The 19,076-nt window shown below is 60.5% G+C and carries 19 protein-coding genes; 11 read left to right on the plus strand and 8 right to left on the minus strand.

Annotated features, from left to right (window positions below; genetic code table 11):
- Position 1 precedes the first annotated feature (1 nt).
- A complete protein-coding gene (gene hdeB / locus BHE81_RS15780; RefSeq protein WP_002917655.1) occupies positions 2–307 on the plus strand; it encodes an acid-activated periplasmic chaperone HdeB in 306 nt (101 codons plus the stop codon).
- Between the two features lie 51 nt (positions 308–358).
- Here the strand turns inward: hdeB and BHE81_RS15785 are convergent, their stop codons facing one another.
- Genes BHE81_RS15785 through BHE81_RS15805 form a run of 5 tightly spaced genes read right to left on the minus strand, consistent with a single transcriptional unit; the run spans position 359 to position 5,744 of the window.
- Positions 359–1,162, minus strand: coding sequence for an MIP/aquaporin family protein (locus BHE81_RS15785; RefSeq protein ID WP_110246557.1), 804 nt, complete (start codon positions 1,160–1,162; stop codon positions 359–361).
- Between the two features lie 53 nt (positions 1,163–1,215).
- The gene (locus tag BHE81_RS15790; protein WP_004174234.1) at positions 1,216–3,039 is read right to left on the minus strand and encodes a diol dehydratase reactivase subunit alpha; all 1,824 of its coding nucleotides are present in this window, start codon (positions 3,037–3,039) and stop codon (positions 1,216–1,218) included.
- 12 nt (positions 3,040–3,051) lie between these two features.
- The gene (locus BHE81_RS15795; protein ID WP_002917670.1) at positions 3,052–3,477 is read right to left on the minus strand and encodes a glycerol dehydratase small subunit DhaB3; all 426 of its coding nucleotides are present in this window, start codon (positions 3,475–3,477) and stop codon (positions 3,052–3,054) included.
- 2 nt (positions 3,478–3,479) lie between these two features.
- Entirely contained in the window at positions 3,480–4,064 is a 585-nt protein-coding gene (locus BHE81_RS15800; protein WP_002917672.1) for a propanediol/glycerol family dehydratase medium subunit, read from the minus strand.
- Between the two features lie 12 nt (positions 4,065–4,076).
- On the minus strand, positions 4,077–5,744 hold the full coding sequence (locus tag BHE81_RS15805; RefSeq protein ID WP_023301485.1) for a propanediol/glycerol family dehydratase large subunit: 1,668 nt from the start codon (positions 5,742–5,744) through the stop codon (positions 4,077–4,079).
- 413 nt (positions 5,745–6,157) lie between these two features.
- Between BHE81_RS15805 and BHE81_RS15810 the strand changes: the two genes are divergently transcribed.
- From BHE81_RS15810 to BHE81_RS15825, 4 genes are read left to right on the plus strand one after another with little or no spacing between them, the layout of a single operon-like run.
- Positions 6,158–6,586, plus strand: a complete 429-nt coding sequence (locus BHE81_RS15810; RefSeq protein WP_023283004.1) for a GlcG/HbpS family heme-binding protein — start codon at positions 6,158–6,160, stop codon at positions 6,584–6,586.
- 21 nt (positions 6,587–6,607) lie between these two features.
- Positions 6,608–7,771: a 1,3-propanediol dehydrogenase gene (gene dhaT / locus BHE81_RS15815; protein ID WP_023301484.1), complete on the plus strand. Its 1,164-nt coding sequence runs from the start codon at positions 6,608–6,610 to the stop codon at positions 7,769–7,771.
- Between the two features lie 20 nt (positions 7,772–7,791).
- Positions 7,792–8,145, plus strand: a complete 354-nt coding sequence (locus tag BHE81_RS15820; RefSeq protein WP_002917678.1) for a glycerol dehydratase reactivase beta/small subunit family protein — start codon at positions 7,792–7,794, stop codon at positions 8,143–8,145.
- Positions 8,146–8,676: a cob(I)yrinic acid a,c-diamide adenosyltransferase gene (locus BHE81_RS15825; RefSeq protein WP_004210508.1), complete on the plus strand. Its 531-nt coding sequence runs from the start codon at positions 8,146–8,148 to the stop codon at positions 8,674–8,676.
- On the opposite strand, the gene dhaR is transcribed toward BHE81_RS15825, so the two are convergent.
- A complete protein-coding gene (dhaR, locus tag BHE81_RS15830; protein WP_002917680.1) occupies positions 8,654–10,579 on the minus strand; it encodes a dihydroxyacetone kinase operon transcriptional regulator DhaR in 1,926 nt (641 codons plus the stop codon). The genes BHE81_RS15825 and dhaR overlap by 23 nt on opposite strands.
- Positions 10,580–10,680: 101 nt before the next feature.
- Entirely contained in the window at positions 10,681–11,778 is a 1,098-nt protein-coding gene (locus BHE81_RS15835) for a glycerol dehydrogenase (RefSeq protein WP_002917681.1), read from the minus strand.
- 269 nt (positions 11,779–12,047) lie between these two features.
- Here BHE81_RS15835 and BHE81_RS15840 point away from each other — a divergent pair, with 269 nt between their 5' ends.
- The 5 genes from BHE81_RS15840 (at position 12,048) to BHE81_RS15860 (ending at position 17,259) form a co-directional block, all read left to right on the plus strand.
- A complete protein-coding gene (locus BHE81_RS15840; protein ID WP_032410174.1) occupies positions 12,048–12,233 on the plus strand; it encodes a hypothetical protein in 186 nt (61 codons plus the stop codon).
- Positions 12,234–12,388: 155 nt separating this feature from the next.
- On the plus strand, positions 12,389–13,459 hold the full coding sequence (gene dhaK / locus BHE81_RS15845; RefSeq protein WP_002917682.1) for a dihydroxyacetone kinase subunit DhaK: 1,071 nt from the start codon (positions 12,389–12,391) through the stop codon (positions 13,457–13,459).
- A 10-nt stretch (positions 13,460–13,469) separates the two neighbouring features.
- The gene (dhaL, locus tag BHE81_RS15850) at positions 13,470–14,102 is read left to right on the plus strand and encodes a dihydroxyacetone kinase subunit DhaL (protein WP_004181378.1); all 633 of its coding nucleotides are present in this window, start codon (positions 13,470–13,472) and stop codon (positions 14,100–14,102) included.
- Between the two features lie 10 nt (positions 14,103–14,112).
- Entirely contained in the window at positions 14,113–15,534 is a 1,422-nt protein-coding gene (gene dhaM, locus BHE81_RS15855) for a dihydroxyacetone kinase phosphoryl donor subunit DhaM (RefSeq protein ID WP_004185754.1), read from the plus strand.
- Positions 15,535–15,609: 75 nt separating this feature from the next.
- Positions 15,610–17,259, plus strand: a complete 1,650-nt coding sequence (locus tag BHE81_RS15860) for a glycerone kinase (protein WP_004185760.1) — start codon at positions 15,610–15,612, stop codon at positions 17,257–17,259.
- 155 nt (positions 17,260–17,414) lie between these two features.
- Here the strand turns inward: BHE81_RS15860 and BHE81_RS15865 are convergent, their stop codons facing one another.
- On the minus strand, positions 17,415–18,191 hold the full coding sequence (locus BHE81_RS15865; RefSeq protein WP_004144829.1) for a siderophore-interacting protein: 777 nt from the start codon (positions 18,189–18,191) through the stop codon (positions 17,415–17,417).
- 237 nt (positions 18,192–18,428) lie between these two features.
- On the opposite strand from BHE81_RS15865, the gene BHE81_RS15870 reads away from it, so the two are divergent.
- The gene (locus BHE81_RS15870; protein ID WP_002917718.1) at positions 18,429–18,983 is read left to right on the plus strand and encodes a PadR family transcriptional regulator; all 555 of its coding nucleotides are present in this window, start codon (positions 18,429–18,431) and stop codon (positions 18,981–18,983) included.
- Positions 18,984–19,076: the final 93 nt, after the last annotated feature.

The following is a 19,076-nucleotide window of genomic DNA, read 5'->3' on the forward strand; positions in this document are numbered from 1 at the left end:
AATGAATTTACCTAAAGCACTCGTATTGACCGTGGCGGCTACCACATTCTGTCTGATGACCAGCCCGGCGTTCGCGGTTGAGGAAACCACGCCGCAGAATATGACCTGTCAGGAATTTATGGATATGAACCCAAAAAGCATGACCCCGGTGGCCTTCTGGGTAGTGAATCGCAACACCGACTTTAGCGGCGGCGACTATGTTGACTGGCATGAAGTCGAGACCGTTTCGGTACCGAAAATGCTGCAGGAGTGCCACAAGAACCCCGCCGCTAAACTTGGCGATCTCAGCGCGGTCATCAAAAAATAACCCCCCCGGCATCAGGCCGGGGAAACCCGCCGCGCTGCGGCGGGTCCCGCTTTACTCATCGATACCGCATTCGCACGGCAGATGGCGGCCGATAAGCTTGCGATACAAAAACGCCCCGATAATCGCCCCCACCACCGGCGCCAGCAGCGGCACCAGAAAGTAAGGGATCGCCAGCCCACCGGTAAAGGCGATCGAGCCCCACCCGGCCAGACTGGTAAACAGTTTTGGGCCGAAGTCGCGCGCCGGATTCAGCGCAAAGCCGGTTAGCGGCCCCATCGACGCGCCGATCACGGCGATCAGCAAGCCAATCAGCAACGGCGCCAGCGGCCCGCGCGGAATTCCGTTGCCGTCGTCGGTCAGGGCCATGATCATCGCCATCAGGATTGCCGTGATGGTGGTCTCCACGGCAAACGCTTGTATAAAAGTGATATGTGGATGCGGGTACGTGGAAAAGACCCCGGCCAGGTTAAGACTGGCGGCAGTGCCGCGCACGATATGCTGACTCTGTTCAAGATCGAGAAACAGCTGGCGATAGAGCCCATACACCAGCGCGGCGGCGCAGAAGGCCCCGGCCGTCTGGGCAACAATAAACGGCAGCACCTTGCGGCGTTCAAAACAGGCGAACAGCCACAGGGCAATGGTCACCGCCGGATTAAGGTGCGCGCCGGAGACACCGGCCGTCAGGTAGATGGCCATGGCGACGCCAAGGCCCCAGATAATACTGATCTCCCACTGACCAAAGCTGGCCCCGGCGACCCGCAGCGCAGCGACGCAGCCCGCGCCGAAGAAAATGAGCAATCCGGTGCCAAGAAACTCGGCCACGCACTGCCAGGTTAAGGTAGAAGTCTGGTTCATTATCGGCATCCTGAAATAGCACGTTAAAGAGAGAGGCTGGCGCGAGCGCCCGTTTAATTCGCCTGACCGGCCAGTAGCAGCCCGGTGGCGACCGCATTGCGCGGCCCTTCTGTTCCCCGAATATTGCCCTGCCCGGCGACCACGCCATAGTGCGACAAGGCTTCCGTGATAAGCTGCGGGATCTCAAAGTCCAGCGATGAGCCGCCCACCAGCACCACAAAGGCGATATCGCGAATGGAACCGCCGGGTGAGACCTGGCGCAGCGCGCGCAGGCAGTTGGTGACAAACACTTTCTCTTTCGCCTGCCGGCGCACGAGACGAATTTTTTCCAGCGGGCTGGCGTTATCGATCGGCACCAGTTCGCCCTCCTTGATGTACACCACTTTGGCGAACACCGCCGGGCTGAGGGCTTCCCGAAAGAACTCCACCGCGCCATTCTCGTGACGAATACTGAACAGGCTTTCCACTTTGGCCAGCGGGTATTTTTTTATCGCTTCCGCCAGCGAAAGATCCTCGAGGCCCAGCTCGGTTTTAATCAACAGGCTGACCATATTCCCCGCCCCGGCGAGATGGACCGCCGTTATCTGCCCCTCCGCGTTGACGATCGCCGCATCCGTCGAGCCGGCGCCGAGATCGAGGATCGCCAGCGGCGCCGCGCAGCCGGGAGTGGTTAACGCCCCGGCGATGGCCATGTTGGCCTCCACGCCGCCCACCACCACCTCGGTCTGCAGTCGGGCGCTCAGTTCGCGGGCGATAACCTGCATTTGCAGACGATCCGCTTTCACCATCGCCGCCATCCCGACGGCATTTTCCATGGCGCACTCGCCGGCCATCCCGCCCTGCACCTTGCGCGGAATAAACGTATCCACCGCCAGCAGATCCTGGATGTATATCGCGCTCATCTCATGGTCGGTCAGGGACGCCATTACCTTGCGCACCCGCTCAAGCATGCCGCCGGCGTGAGTGCCCGGTTCGCCGCGGATGTCGCGTACCGGAGCACAGGCGCTCATCGCCTGCATGATGGCTTCCGCGCCCTCGGCGACATCGGCCTCTCCGCGGCGCTTTTCGCCGCTAATGTAGAGGTTGCCCGCCGGGATCACCCGCGACTGCACGTCCCCCTGCGGGGTCTTGAGCACCACCGCGGAACGGTTGCCAATCAGGGCGCGGGCGATGGGGACGATGGCCTGGGTCTCTTCCGGGCTTAGCCCGAAGAAGGTGGCGATCCCGTAGGGATTCGACAGGATCCGCACCACCTGGCCCGGCGCGGCCACTTCCACCGCCGCCATCACCCCCTCGGGGACCTGCTCCAGCAGCGTCACTTCATCCACCACCGGCAGGGTTTTACGCAGGCGGTTGTTCACCAGCACGCCGTCGTCCTTTTTGAGGATCGCCGCCACCACGTTGATCCCCCGGTCGAGCGCCTCATTGAGCCACCACACGGCGTCAAGGAAATCGACGGCGTCGTCAATCAGTACGATCCACCCCTCGGCATACTGCGCCGCCGGCAGCGTCGCCAGCCGCCCGAGGGCGATAGTCGTCCCCACGCCAACGCCCACCCCGCCCGGCGTCTGCGGGTTATGACCGATCATGGTCGATTCGGTGATAATGGTCTCGGTGATGGTCTCCATCGCCACATCGCCAATCACCGGCGCGGCTTCGTTAAGATAGATGCGAGAGACATCGCTCATCGACCACGGTGTTTTCGCCAGGGCCTGCTCCAGCGCGGCGAGGGTCCCGGCGATATTGTCCCGCGTCCCTTTCATGCCCGTCGTCGCGACGATCCCGCTGGCAACAAACGCCCTCGCCTGCGGGTCGTCGGACGCCAGCGCCACCTCGGTGGTGGCGTTGCCGATATCAATCCCGGCTATTAACGGCATGCTGACCTCCGCTTAGCTTCCTTTACGCAGCTTATGCCGCTGCTGATACACTTCCGCCGACTCCCGGACAAAGGCGGCATTCACTGTCGCATGCCAGGTGTGCTCCAGCTCGTCGGCGATCGCCAGCAGCTCCGCCTGCGAGGAGCGGAACGGGCGCAGCGCGTTATAGATAGCCAGAATGCGCTCGTCAGGAATGGCGATAAGCTCCGCCGCGCGGCGGAAATTGCGCGCCACCGCATGGCGCTGCATCTGCTCGGCAATCTGCGCCTGGTACTCAAGGGTCTGGCGGGAGATCCGCACATCCTGCGGGCCCACCTCGCCAGAGAGCACCTTCTCGAGGGTAATATCGGTCAATGGTTTGCCGGTAGGCGTCAGGATATGCTCCGGGCAGCGGGTGGCTAACGGATAATCCTGCACACGCATGGTTTTCTCGCTCATGGTCACTCCCTTACTAAGTCGACGTGCAGGGTGACGGGCTCGGCGTCCTGCACCACATGTTTGGTCTCTTTGATATGAAATAGCGCGGCTTTGGCCATAAATTTCGGCCGCACCATCTGGTCGTTCACCACCGGCACCGGCGAAGGTGACTCTTTGCGCGCATAGCGCGCGGCGTTTTTGCCAATCTGCCGGTAGGTCTCCAGCGTCAGCAGCGGCGCCTGGGAGAACAGCTCCAGGTTGCTGAGCGGCAGCAGATCGCGCTGATGGATGACCGTGGTCCCCTTCGACTGGATACCGATGCCGATCCCCGAGCCGCTCAGGTTGGCCGCATCCCAGGCCATAAAGGAGACGTCGGACGTGCGCAGAATGCGCACCACCCGGGCGTGAAGCCCCTCTTCTTCCACCCCGGCAATCAGCTCTTTGAGGATCGCGCCATGGGGCATATCGATCAGAGTGTGATGCTGGTGTTTATCGAAGGCAGGGCCGACGCCGATCACCACTTCATCGGCACGTTCATCGGCAGAAGCTACCCCGCCCTCGCGGGTTTTCAGGGTAAAAGAGGGCTGAATTTGGGTTGTCTGTTGCACAGGAATACCGCCTTATTCAATGGTGTCAGGCTGAACCACGCCCGGAATATTTTTGATCTCCGCCCAGCGTTCGGCAGAGATGCGATAGCCGGTGCCCGGCCCCTGATAGTCATTGATGTCGTTGACCGCACTCACCACCTCGAACTGCCGATCGAGAATGGCCGAGGTCTGCAGGTAATCGCCGGTGACCCGCTGGCGCAGCATATTGAGAATATTGCTGGCGATATCCTCAAAGCCGCTGCGGCTCAGCGCGCCGACAATATCGAGGCCGGTGATGTTGCGCTTCATCATCTCTTCCACCGCACTCAGATCCTCCACCACGTTACGCGGCGGCATCTCGTTGCTGCCGTGCGCGTAGGTGGCGGCCTCCACCTCCTCGTCGGCGATTGGCGGCAGCCCCAGCTCGCGGAAAACCGCCTGGATCGCCCGCGCCGCTTTCTGGCGAATGGCAATGGTTTCCGCCTCGGTCACCGGACGCAGGCCGCCGTCAACCATCAGGTCACGCTGCAGGATGTTGTAATCATCAAAATCTTCCGCATCGAAGTTCGAGCCGGCGAACATGTTGTCGTAGTTCGGCACCGCGCTGTAGCCGGAGAAAATAAAGTCGGTGCCCGGCAGCATCTGCATCAGGGTGCGCGCGGTGCGGCGAATATCCGAGTGGGAGAAAGTCTGGTCGTTGGCGGACGCCACTTCGAGGTCGAGCATAGAGGCGATCAGGTTTTCCGCCAGCACCGCCCGAATGCCCGACGGCACAGCGCCGGTCATGCCGATACAGCTCACCGCGCCGTTTTGCAGTCCCTGAACCCCGGCGCCTTTGGTAATGAAGATGCAGCGCGATTCGAGGTAGAGCATCGACTTGCTCTCCGAATAGCCCATCAGCGCTTCGGATCCGGTGCCGGAGGTGTAGCGCATTTTCAACCCGCGGGAGGCGTAAGCCGAGGCGAGGAACGCCTTTGACCACGGCGTATCATCGCCATCGGTAAATACCGCTTCCGTGCCGTAGACCGACACCGTCTCGGCGTAGCTGGTTAAGCCACGCATGCCCAGCTCCAGCTCGGTGGCCTCTTCCACCGAGCACTGCGTCAACACGCCGGGGCGGCCGCACTGCGAACCGACCAACAGCGCCAGGGCGTTAAACGGCGCGTAGCGCGCGATACCGACCGTGGTCTCCTGTTCTGAGAAGCCGCGGATCCCGGCCTCGGCGGCGTCAGCGGCAATCTGCACCGGATTATCTTTGAGATTGGTGACGTGGCACTGGTTGGAGGGGGTCCGGCGGGCACGCATCTTCTGCAGCGCCATCATCATCTCCACCACGTTCATCTGCGCCATCACCTCGACCGCTTTGGCCGGCGTGATGGCGGTAGTGATGGCAATGATCTCCTCCCGGCTGACGTGAATATCCACCAGCATGCGGGCTATTTCCACCGCCTCCAGGCGCATTGCCTGCTCTGTGCGCTCAACGTTGATCGCGTAATCGGCGATAAACCGGTCGATCATGTCAAACTGGTCCCGGCGTTTGCCGTCCAGCTCGACGATCAGATCGTTGTCCACTTTTACTGAAGAGACCGGGTCAAAGGGGCTGTCCATGGCGATCAGCCCCTCTTCAGGCCACTCGCCAATCAGCCCGTCCTGATTGACGGGGCGCTGGGCCAGTACTGCAAATCGTTTTGATCTTTTCATTGTTCATCGGCTCAAAAGGTGAAATCCGCAGACGGTAGCGAATACGCCGGGCGAGCGTCGTTGCCGCCCGGCCATTACCGGCAATAGCGGAACTTTAAATGAGCCAGTGGTGAAAAAAATAAATTTAATTTCGTTTCAATTTGGCACACGAAATCTACCGACAGTTTCACTATGAAACTTTACTCCGCCGGCAAAAATAAAAAATGTGATCGCCCGCAATGATATAAATCAATTAATAAAAAACGCCCTTAATTACGTTTTGCCGACGCTATTTTAACCCTATTGACTAAATCATGGCGGGCGACAAAATAACGCTGACAAAAATAAAGCAAGCCAACCGAATGGTAATAGTTTTTTACTATCGCCCCCTACTGACTATTCGCGCCAGCGTTATCCTGGTGCGGGAGAGAATGATGAACAAGAGCCAACAAGTTCAGACAATCACCCTGGCTGCCGCCCAGCAAATGGCGGCGGCGGTGGAAAAAAAAGCCACTGAGATCAAGGTGGCGGTAGTGTTTTCCGTGGTTGACCACGGAGGCAACACGCTGCTTATTCAGCGGATGGACGAGGCCTTCGTCTCCAGCTGCGATATTTCCCTGAATAAAGCCTGGAGCGCCTGCAGCCTGAAGCAAGGTACCCATGAAATTACGTCAGCGGTCCAGCCAGGACAATCTCTGTACGGTCTGCAGCTTACCAACCAACAGCGAATTATTATTTTTGGCGGCGGCCTGCCAGTTATTTTTAATGAGCAGGTAATTGGCGCCGTCGGCGTTAGCGGCGGTACGGTCGAGCAGGATCAATTATTAGCCCAGTGCGCCCTGGATTGTTTTTCCGCATTATAACCTGAAGCGAGAAGGTATATTATGAGCTATCGTATGTTTGATTATCTGGTGCCAAACGTTAACTTTTTTGGCCCCAACGCCATTTCCGTAGTCGGCGAACGCTGCCAGCTGCTGGGGGGGAAAAAAGCCCTGCTGGTCACCGACAAAGGCCTGCGGGCAATTAAAGATGGCGCGGTGGACAAAACCCTGCATTATCTGCGGGAGGCCGGGATCGAGGTGGCGATCTTTGACGGCGTCGAGCCGAACCCGAAAGACACCAACGTGCGCGACGGCCTCGCCGTGTTTCGCCGCGAACAGTGCGACATCATCGTCACCGTGGGCGGCGGCAGCCCGCACGATTGCGGCAAAGGCATCGGCATCGCCGCCACCCATGAGGGCGATCTGTACCAGTATGCCGGAATCGAGACCCTGACCAACCCGCTGCCGCCTATCGTCGCGGTCAATACCACCGCCGGCACCGCCAGCGAGGTCACCCGCCACTGCGTCCTGACCAACACCGAAACCAAAGTGAAGTTTGTGATCGTCAGCTGGCGCAACCTGCCGTCGGTCTCTATCAACGATCCGCTGCTGATGATCGGTAAACCGGCCGCCCTGACCGCGGCGACCGGGATGGATGCCCTGACCCACGCCGTAGAGGCCTATATCTCCAAAGACGCTAACCCGGTGACGGACGCCGCCGCCATGCAGGCGATCCGCCTCATCGCCCGCAACCTGCGCCAGGCCGTGGCCCTCGGCAGCAATCTGCAGGCGCGGGAAAACATGGCCTATGCCTCTCTGCTGGCCGGGATGGCTTTCAATAACGCCAACCTCGGCTACGTGCACGCCATGGCGCACCAGCTGGGCGGCCTGTATGACATGCCGCACGGCGTGGCCAACGCTGTCCTGCTGCCGCATGTGGCGCGCTACAACCTGATCGCCAACCCGGAGAAATTCGCCGATATCGCTGAACTGATGGGCGAAAATATCACCGGTCTGTCCACCCTCGACGCGGCAGAAATAGCCATCGCCGCTATCACGCGTCTGTCGATGGATATCGGTATTCCGCAGCATCTGCGCGATCTGGGGGTAAAAGAGGCCGACTTCCCCTACATGGCGGAGATGGCTCTGAAAGACGGCAATGCGTTCTCGAACCCGCGTAAAGGCAACGAGCAGGAGATTGCCGCGATTTTCCGCCAGGCATTCTGAGTGTTAACGAGGGGACCGTCATGTCGCTTTCACCGCCAGGCGTACGCCTGTTTTACGATCCGCGCGGGCACCATGCCGGCGCCATCAATGAGCTGTGCTGGGGGCTGGAGGAGCAGGGGGTCCCCTGCCAGACCATAACCTATGACGGAGGCGGTGACGCCGCTGCGCTGGGCGCCCTGGCGGCCAGAAGCTCGCCCCTGCGGGTGGGTATCGGGCTCAGCGCGTCCGGCGAGATAGCCCTCACTCATGCCCAGCTGCCGGCGGACGCGCCGCTGGCTACCGGACACGTCACCGATAGCGACGATCATCTGCGTACGCTCGGCGCCAACGCCGGGCAGCTGGTTAAAGTCCTGCCGTTAAGTGAGAGAAACTGAATGTATCGTATCTATACCCGCACCGGGGATAAAGGCACCACCGCCCTGTACGGCGGCAGCCGCATCGAGAAAGACCATATTCGCGTCGAGGCCTACGGCACCGTCGATGAACTGATATCCCAACTGGGCGTCTGCTACGCCACGACCCGCGACGCCGGGCTGCGGGAAAGCCTGCACCATATTCAGCAGACGCTGTTCGTGCTGGGGGCTGAACTGGCCAGCGATGCGCGGGGCCTGACCCGCCTGAGCCAGACGGTCGGCGAAGAGGAGATCACCGCCCTGGAGCGGCTTATCGACCGCAATATGGCCGAGAGCGGCCCGTTAAAACAGTTCGTGATCCCGGGGAGGAATCTCGCCTCTGCCCAGCTGCACGTGGCGCGCACCCAGTCCCGTCGGCTCGAACGCCTGCTGACGGCCATGGACCGCGCGCATCCGCTGCGCGACGCGCTCAAACGCTACAGCAATCGCCTGTCGGATGCCCTGTTCTCCATGGCGCGTATCGAGGAGACTAGGCCTGATGCTTGCGCTTGAACTGGCTGGCGTCAATATCGTACTGCTTCATTTTGCGCCACAGGGTGGTGCGGCCGATATTGAGCAGCTGCGACATCTCCTGCACCCGCCCGCTGGTCACCCGGGCGGCGTGAATAATAGCTTCCTTTTCGATGGCGCTAAAAGTCAGGCTGGCCGGCAGCAGCGATGACGCGCTATCCCCGCCCGGCCGCTCGGAAAAGAGATATTCCGGCAGATTACTCAGGCGAATGTGGCCGTTGTCGCTGCTGATGGCGATATTCTCAATGACGCTGTTGAGCTCAAAATCATTCCCCGGCCACGAGTAGGCCACCAGCTGCGCCAGCGCGTCATCGTCCACTTTCAGTCGCGAAGAGAAACGCTTCTCCAGGCTCTTCAACCGGTTATGCACCAGCGACGGAATACTGTTGCGTCGGGCGCGCAGCGGCGGGATGACGATCTCAAAGGAGTGCAGCGCATAGTACAGCTGGCGGCTAAAGCGGTTCTGTTCCACCAGATTGGCCAGATCGACGGTGGTGGTGGCAATCACCTTCACATCCACCGGGATCAGGCGCCGGGCGTCGAGGCGGGTGAGCACGCCCTGCTTAATTACCTGCAGCAGGGCCGACTGCAGCTCCGGCGCCAGATACTCGATCTTTTCCAGAAACAGGGTGCCGCCGTTGGCCAGCTCAAGGCGGCTCAGGCGACCATTTTCATCGTCGGTAGGGGCGCTGCCCATAAAATCCTGGCCCAGCACGCTGTCGGCATATAGCTGGCAGTTGACGGCGATGTAGGGGCCGCCCGCCCGTTCGCTTTCATTGTGAATAGCCTGGCTCAGCAGCTCTTTCCCGACCCCCTCTTCGCCGCACAGTAGCACCGGGAAGCCGCCGCGCGCCGCCTGGCGGCCAAAGTGGATCAGGCGTCGGGTTTCCGGATCGTCGGCAGACATCTGTTCAAAGGTGTGGCTGACTTTACCGAGCTGGCTGGTCATCAGCTGCCGCATCTGCTCCACCGGGTGCAGCAGCAGAATAAAACTGTTGCCTTGCGCCTCGACAATCGGTTTTAAGGTGATCACCGCGTCGACAAACTGATGCTGACTTTCAAAGGTGACTTCGACGTGATTCAGGCCGCGGGCGTGTTTGATGGCGCGGCGCAGCAGCGCCGGGAGGGTCACCAGATCGGCGATATTTTTCCCCTGGCTGGCCTGAGCATCAAGATGCAGCAGTCTCGCCGCCTGAACATTGAGAAACTGCAGCACGCCCTGTTCGTTCCACGCCATCACCCCATCGTCCATGCTCTCCAGCAGGCCGTACATCTGATTAAGGTGACGGTTGGATTCCGCCAGCAGGCTGTCGGTAAGCAGGGAGTTACCCACCTCGCGGGCGATGGCCAGCGTCAGGGAGAGGTCGGCGCTGGACTGGTGCTCGACCAGACAGCAAAGCGAGATAGAGCCGAACAGCCGCCCGTGGTTATCAAACACCGGCGTCGAGCAAAAACTCCATGGCTGTAGCGCCTGCTTAAAATGCCGATCGCCGGCGGTGTTGATCGGCTGGCCCTGCATCGCGGCCAGCGACAGCGCGCAGGTGCCGATAATGCTTTCCGCACAATAGCTGCCGTCGCGAAATCCCAGGGCAGCCAGCTGGGCCAGGGTTTGCGGCTCGCCGCAACGGCTCAGGATGCAGGCGGACTCATCAAGAATAAACAGCGCGCAGGGGCGACCGTCCATAAACTCCCAGGCGTCTTCCAGAGCCGCCTGGCCGATGGTCAGCAGCGCGGTTTTACGCCGACAGATGGAGTCGAAGGTCAGGCCCTGGGCCTGGTGCGGCGTTTGCCAGGTTTCGCGCTGCATAAACTTGCTGCAGCGGTGCCATGACTGGGCAATGACGGAAGAGACCGCCTTCCCGGTATCCTGAGTCTGAACAGTCATATCCTTTTCCGCGTTGTACCATAGAGAACCCCTCCGGCAGCGACTGCCGGAGGGGAGAAAGAAAAACCGCTGACCTGGGCCAGCGGTTTAGCCACCGCGAATTAACGCGCCAGCCACTGCTGGCCTAACAGATCGGCGGTGAGGATAGCGGCATGGACGCTCTCCGGGGTCACCGCAAACGGCATATTATGGATGGTTTCCCCTTCCGCGCAGGTAGCTTTCGCCACCGCGGCGATTTTCTCGTCGATCCCCTCTTTGACGCCCATCTGCGCGAGCGTCACCGGCAGGCCGACGCGCTGGCAGAAGCCCAGCACCGTTTCAATCTCGTCCATCGGGCTGTTCTGCAGCACCAGCTGCGCCAGGGTACCGAAGGCCACTTTCTCACCGTGATACAGGTGATGGCACTCTTCAAGAATGGTGAAACCGTTGTGGATTGCATGGGCAGCGGCCAGGCCACTGCTTTCAAAGCCAATGCCGCTGAGGTAAGTGTTCGCCTCGATGATGCGCTCCAGCGCTTCGGTCACTACCCCGGCCTGCGCCGCCAGACGGGCCTTTTCGCCCTCCGCCAGCAGCGTATCATAGCACAGGCGGGCGAGGCTCAGCGCCGCCTCGGTGGACTGTCCTCCGGCCATGCTGGTGGCGCGCGCATCGTAGCAAGCTTTGGCCTCGAACCAGGTGGAGAGCGCATCGCCCATGCCGGAGACCAGCAGGCGTACCGGCGCTTTGGCGATAATCGCCGTGTCCATCACCACCATATCCGGGTTTTTCGGATAGATCAGATACTCTTCAAACTCGCCCGCTTCGGTGTAGATCACCGACAGCGCGCTGGTCGGCGCATCGGTCGAGGCGATGGTCGGGATCACCACCACCGGCAGTTTCTGGTAGTAACCGATCGCCTTCGCGGTATCGAGAGTTTTACCACCGCCGATCCCGACCACGCCGCGGCAGCCCTGTTTTTGCAAAATCGCCATCAGACGGTTGATTTCCGCATGGCTGCATTCGCCGTTAAACCGTTCCGCATGGCAGCGAATATCGTGGCTCTGCAGGCCATTCACCACTTTCTCTCCCGCCAGCTTCATTACGAAATCGTCGGCGATGACGAAGAAGCTCTCCGCCAGGTTTTTGGCATATTGACCGAACAGAACAGCAGCATCAGGACCCTGAAGATATTTGGCTGGAGATTGAATAACTTTTAGCATTCCTTTCACCCTCAAATAAGTGCGCATGTAAACATGATGAGCCCTGGCGTTATCCGCGCCGGCCAGTGAAGCGCGGCCTGAACGGAGCGTACCGGAGCAGTGCGATCACTGTAGGGCCGGCAGGGAACAAAAAAATCTTTCGCCTTTTTGTTCTGATATGAAACACAGGTTAATTTTTTACGTTCCATATTGGAACAAAAAACCCTAGTCTCTGTCAGGATTGCGATCCCGATCCGCTCCTTTGCCGCATAATGCCCTTACAATCCTCCGTGTTTGACCGCCTTTTGTCCCGCAGTCGGCAGAAAATCAGCAAGAAATTTTTTCCCACCCGCTTCGCCAGCTGTCCTGACCGCCGCTTATGGCAGAAGAAAAAAAGCGCGCCAGCTCGCATTTTCACCATATCCTCAGCAAAAACGTTCCATAAAGAAACAAAACAAGGAGGCAATGTTTCGTAATGAAACCCGATCGTCGGGGCATTCTTTTTTTCGCCCGCTCAGCCAGAATCATCATATCGCCAGGCATGCTCCACCGTCAGACGATACCCCTACGCGATGACTGCCTCCGCCAGCAGAGAGGCGGCATCGAACCTTCTCCAACGGAGCACTGAATAATGAAAAAGCTGATTAACCGTGTTGAAGATGTACTGAATGAACAATTACAGGGGCTGGCTAAAGCCCATCCGCAGCTGACCCTGCATCAGGACCCGCTGTATGTGACCCGCACCGACGCGCCGGTGGCTGGCAAGGTGGCCCTGCTCTCCGGCGGCGGCAGCGGACATGAACCGATGCACTGCGGCTATATCGGCCAGGGCATGCTCTCCGGCGCCTGTCCGGGGGAAATCTTCACCTCGCCGACGCCGGACAAAATGTTTGAATGCGCGATGCAAATTGACGGCGGCGAAGGCGTCTTGCTGATTATCAAAAACTATACCGGCGACATCCTGAATTTTGAGACCGCCACCGAGCTGCTGCATGAGAGCGGCATTAAAGTCACCACCGTGGTGGTCGACGACGACGTGGCGGTGAAAGACAGCCTCTATACCGCCGGTCGTCGCGGCGTCGCCAACACCGTACTGATCGAAAAACTGGTCGGCGCCGCCGCCGAGCGCGGCGACTCGCTGGAAGCCTGCGCTGAACTGGGCCGCCGCCTGAACAATCTCGGCCACTCGATTGGTATCGCCCTCGGCGCCTGCACCGTACCGGCTGCCGGCCAGCCATCCTTTACGCTGAAAGATGACGAGATGGAGTTCGGCGTCGGCATTCACGGCGAGCCGGGCATCGACCGCCGCCGCTTCAGCTCGCTGGACCAAACCGTCGATGAGATGTTCGATACCCTGCTGGAAAACGGCGCTTACAGCCGCACGCTGCGCCAGTGGGATACCGTCAAGGGCGCGTGGCAGGAAGTGCAGCAGAGCAAAACCGCGCTGCAAAACGGCGACCGGGTTATCGCGCTGGTTAATAACCTCGGCGCCACTCCGCTTTCCGAACTGTATGGCGTGTATAACCGCCTTGCCCAGCGCTGCGAAGCGTCCGGCATCATCATCGAACGCAACCTCATCGGCAGCTACTGTACTTCGCTGGATATGGCGGGCTTCTCCATCACTCTGCTGAAAGTGGATGACGAGACGCTGACGCTATGGGACGCCCCGGTTCACACCCCGGCGCTGAACTGGGGAAACTAAGGAGCACGACATGTCACTGAACAGAACGCAAATCGTCGACTGGCTGTACCGCTGCGGCGATATTTTCACCAAAGAGAGCGATTTTCTCACCGGCCTCGATAAAGAGATTGGCGACGCCGACCACGGTCTCAATATGCACCGCGGTTTCAGTAAAGTGGTCGAAAAGCTGCCGTCGATTGCCGATAAAGATATTGGCTTTATCCTCAAAAACACCGGCATGACGCTGCTCTCCAACGTCGGCGGCGCCAGCGGCCCGCTGTTCGGCACCTTCTTCATTCGCGCCGCGCAGGTGACCCAGGCCCACCAGAGCCTGACGCTCGACGAGCTGTACCTGATGATCCGCGAAGGTGCGGACGGTGTCGTCAACCGCGGCAAAGCGGAGCCAGGGGATAAAACCATGTGCGACGTCTGGCTGCCGGTGGTGGACTCCCTGCGCCAGTCCAGCGAGCAGCACCTGTCGATCGCCGCCGCGCTGGATGCCGCCTGCGAAGTGGCCGAGCGTGCGGCCCACGCCACCATCACTATGCAGGCGCGTAAAGGCCGCGCCAGCTATCTCGGCGAGCGTAGCATCGGACATCAGGATCCCGGCGCGACCTCGGTGCTGTTTATGGTTCAGATGCTGGCCGCCGCCGCCAAAGAGTAAGGAAATCGCGATGGTAAACCTGGTTATTGTTTCTCATAGCGCCCGGCTGGGCGAAGGTGTCGGAGAACTGGCCCGGCAGATGTTAATCAACGATGGCTGCAAACTGGCGATCGCCGCCGGGATCGACGATCCCGACAGCCCGATCGGCACCGATCCGCTTAAAGTCATGGAGGCGATCGAATCCGTGGCCGATACCGATCACGTGCTGGTGATGATGGATATCGGCAGCGCGTTGCTCAGCGCCGAAACCGCCCTCGATCTGCTCGATCCGGCGATTGCCGCGAAGGTGCGACTGTGCGCCGCGCCGCTGGTGGAAGGGACGCTGGCGGCCACCGTCAGCGCTGCCTCCGGCGCCGGGATCGACAAGGTGATCGCCGACGCCATGAGCGCCCTGGAGGCCAAGCGGGTTCAGCTGGGTTTACCTTCGCCAACTTCTGACGCCGCGCCGGCGCCGATGCTTGCCGACGACGGCGACACAAAATCGGTGTCAGTCATTATTAACAATCATAACGGCCTGCACGTGCGTCCGGCGTCGAAGCTGGTCGCCGCGCTGGCGGGCTTTAACGCCGATCTGCTGCTGGAGAAAAACGGGAAGTGCGTCAAACCGGACAGCCTCAACCAAATCGCGCTATTGCAGGTCCGCCGCAACGATAAGCTGCGCCTGCTGGCCCGCGGTCCGGATGCCGACGCGGCGCTGGCGGCGTTTCAGGCGCTGGCCGCCGATAACTTCGGTGAATCGCCTGCGGCGAAACCGGCAGCGGCTCCGGCAACGCCCGAGCGCGTCGAAGGCGCTGCCCTGCGCTATCCGCTTGCCCTGATCCAGCCGCTCCGCCCGGCTGCCGCCGATGCCGCCCGCGAGCAGCAGCGCCTGCGCCAGGCCATTGACCAGACGCTGGCGGATCTTATCGCCCTGACCGAGCTGGCGGAAAATAAATTTCACGCCGATATCGCGGCGATCTTCGCCGGGCACCACACCCTGCTCGACGATGACGATCTGTTTGATGCCGCCAACGATCGTCTGCTCACCGAACAATGCACGGCGGAATGGGCATGGCATCAGGTGTTGATGGAGCTCAGCCAGCAGTATCGCCAGCTGGATGACCCCTACCTGCAGGCGCGCTATATCGATATCGAAGATATTTTGCAGCGCACCCTGCGCCATCTGCAGGGCGTTCAGGAGAGAGTGCCGACGCCCGGCGAGCCAACAATTATTATTGCCGACAACATTTATCCCTCAACCGTCTTACAGCTGGATGCCAGCTTCGTTAAAGGCCTGTGCCTGCGCGATGGCAGCGAACAGGCTCACGGCGCGATTATCGCCCGCGCGGCGGGGATCGCCTGGCTGAGCCAGCAGGGCGAGGCGCTGAACAGCGTGCAGCCTGGCGAGACTATCGTGCTCGATATGCGCCACCAGCGCCTTATCCGTGACTAAAATTCACGTTGACCGTTACCGCTCCGGGGGCCTGCCTCCGGAGGGTGAGTTTTCGCTTACTCTTCAGGAACCACTATGTCTCAATTCTTTTTTAACCAGCGCGCCAGCCTCGTCAACGATGTGATTGAGGGTACCATTATCGCCAGCCCGTGGAATAACCTCGCCCGTCTGGAGAGCGACCCGGCGATCCGGGTGGTGGTCCGTCGCGATCTGAATAAAAACAACGTGGCGGTGATCTCCGGCGGCGGCGCCGGCCATGAACCGGCGCACGTCGGCTTTATTGGTAAAGGCATGCTGACCGCCGCGGTCTGCGGCGATCTGTTCGCCTCGCCGAGCGTCGACGCGGTGCTCACCGCCATTCAGGCAGTGACCGGCGAGGCGGGCTGCCTGCTGATCGTCAAAAACTACACCGGCGATCGGCTTAACTTCGGTCTGGCGGCGGAGAAAGCGCGCCGACTCGGCTACAACGTGGAGATGCTGATCGTCGGCGACGATATTTCGCTGCCGGATAACAAACAGCCGCGCGGCATCGCCGGGACCATTCTGGTGCATAAAGTGGCTGGCTATTTCGCCGAGCGCGGCTTCAACCTCGCCACCGTCCTGCGCGAAGCGCAATACGCCGCCAGCCATACCGCCAGCATCGGGGTGGCGCTGGCCAGCTGCCACCTGCCGCAGGAAGCCGACAGCGCGCCGCGCCATCAGGCCGGTCACGCCGAGCTGGGAATGGGCATCCACGGTGAGCCGGGCGCCTCGACGATCGCCACGCAAAACAGTGCGGAGATCGTTAACCTGATGGTGGAAAAACTGACCGCCGCCCTACCGGAAACCGGCCGCCTGGCGGTGATGCTCAATAACCTCGGCGGCGTGTCGGTGGCTGAGATGGCGATTCTGACCCGCGAGCTGGCCAACACCCCGCTGCAGGCGCGCATTGACTGGTTAATAGGCCCGGCCTCGCTGGTGACGGCGCTGGATATGAAAGGCTTCTCGCTGACCGCCATCGTGCTGGAGGAGAGTATTGAGAAAGCGCTGCTTTCGGATGTGGAAACCGCCAGCTGGCAGAAGCCGGTGCAGCCGCGGACTATCAACGTCGTGCCGTCCACCCTCGACAGCGCCCGAGTGGATTTTACGCCCTCGGCCAACCCACAGGTGGGCGATTACGTGGCGCAGGTGACCGGCGCCCTCATCGATCTTGAAGAACATCTCAACGCGCTGGATGCCAAAGTAGGCGACGGCGATACCGGCTCCACCTTCGCCGCCGGGGCGCGCGAGATTGCCGAGCGGCTCGAGCGTCAGCAGCTGCCCCTGAACGATCTGCCAACGCTCTTCGCGCTGATCGGCGAACGCCTGACGGTGGTGATGGGCGGCTCCAGCGGGGTATTGATGTCTATCTTCTTCACCGCTGCCGGGCAGAAGCTGGGGCAAGGCGCCAGCGTGGCCGAGGCGCTGAACGCCGGTCTGGAACAGATGAAGTTTTACGGCGGCGCCGATGAGGGAGACCGGACGATGATCGACGCTCTGCAGCCGGCCCTGGCGGCGCTGCTGGCCGAACCGGAGAATCTGCAGGCCGCTTTCGCCGCGGCGCAGGCCGGGGCGGATCGCACCTGCCAGTCAAGCAAAGCCGGCGCCGGACGCGCGTCCTATCTCAACAGCGATAGCCTGCTCGGCAACATGGACCCCGGCGCCCACGCGGTGGCGATGGTGTTTAAGGCGCTGGCGGAACGCTAAGCCTTCCCCGGTGGCGCTGCGCTTACCGGGGCGATGTAACACCGCCGAATAGCAGGTCGGGTAAGGCGTAAGCCGCCACCCGACAAAAAACGGCACCGCCGGTAGCCCGGATAAGGCGCGACGCGCCGCTATCCGGGTTTTACCACGATGGCTTTTTACTTGCTGTGCCAGTACGCCTGGGAACGCACCAGCTGCTGATCGATGCTCTCGTCTTCAAAGCGCGCCAGCAGCGATTTCACCACCGCGCCTTCGCCGGTCAGCCAGATAAAATAATCCTCCGCCGGCACCTTCACCTGCGCCAGACGCTCGGCGACGAAGGCCGGATTGTGGCCCACCACCCACTCGATGTTAAAGCCGTCGAGATCCGCCAGATAATCTTTATACGACGCATCGGCGATAGTAACGATGGCCGTCACCTGCGGCCTCGCCGGCAGCTGGCGTAATCCCAGCAGACGACGGCGCAGCGCCGGCATGCCGGACTCATCGCAAACATACAGCTGCCAGGCATAATCTTCCGGCACCACCAGCGAGCCGCGCGGGCCGCCGATCACCAGCTTATCGCCCACTTTTGCTTCCAGCGCCCAACGGCTGGCGATACCGCCATCGTGGATATAGAAATCGTAAGCCAGCTCGTGACGTTCGGCATCGTACAGCGGCGTATAGTCGCGGGTGGCAGGCCGCACGCCTTCCCCCCAGTCAATCCCCTCCTCGGTCACCTGCGGCGGGGTAAATGCCGCGCCCGGCTCGGGGAAAAAAAGCTTGGTATGGTCGTCAAAGCCGTGAGAGGCGAAGCCTTCCAGCGCCTCGCCTCCCAGCACGATACGCTGGAACGCCGCGCCTGCGCGCTCCACGCGCAGCACCGTCAGCTCACGGAAACGCAGCTCATTGCGGACACGCTGCGGGTACTTGTCTGCTTTGGTTTTTGTCATCATCGATTGCCTTCGTGAACGGTAAATAGATATATCTAAACTTGATGCAAATGATAATGATTGCCAACTAAAAAGAATGCAAGTCTTTTTTTGATATAGTCAAAACAAACCGCATCAAAATCCACATCCAGAAAACAATCACATATATATCAACATCTTAAAAAATAAATAGCAACCAGCATTGCGAACATTCATTTTTTAGATATAAATTAGATATATCAAAAACAGCAGGAGGTAACCATGCGACATCATCATGAAGAAGGGCGTGGGCCACGCGGGCGCCACGGTGATCCCAGCGAACACGGCGACCATGGCCGCCGCGGCGGCGGACGTCGCCAGCGTTTCTTTGGCCACGGCGAACTGCGGCTGATCATTCTGGATATCCTCAGCCGCAGCGCCAGCCATGGCTATGAGCTGATCAAAGAGATCGAAACGCTTACCCAGGGGAACTACAGCCCCAGCCCGGGGGTGATCTATCCGACGCTGGATCTGCTCCAGGACCAGGGCCTTATCAGCGTGGAAGACGACAACGGACGCAAGAAAATCCTTATCAGCGAGGAAGGAAAACAGCTGCACGCCGAGAACCAGGAGCACCTGGCCCATATCCAGGAGCGCCTGCAGGCGCGGATGGTCGGCTGCGAGCTGCGCCGCGATCCGCAGATGAAGCGCGCGCTGGAAAACTTCAAAGCGGTCCTCGACCTGAAAGTGAACCAGCAGGCCAGCAGTGCCGCCCAGCTCAAGCAGATCATCGGCATTATTGACCGGGCGGCGATGGAGATCTCTCAGCTCGACTAAGCCTCTTTTTTCACCACCGGCTGCCCCGCGCTGGGGCAGCCCGCACCACGGCGGATCGCCCCGTCTATTGCCTCCAGGCAGAAAATCTCGTCA

This window comes from Klebsiella sp. AqSCr, from assembly GCF_008452795.1.
Classification (GTDB): domain Bacteria; phylum Pseudomonadota; class Gammaproteobacteria; order Enterobacterales; family Enterobacteriaceae; genus Klebsiella; species Klebsiella pneumoniae.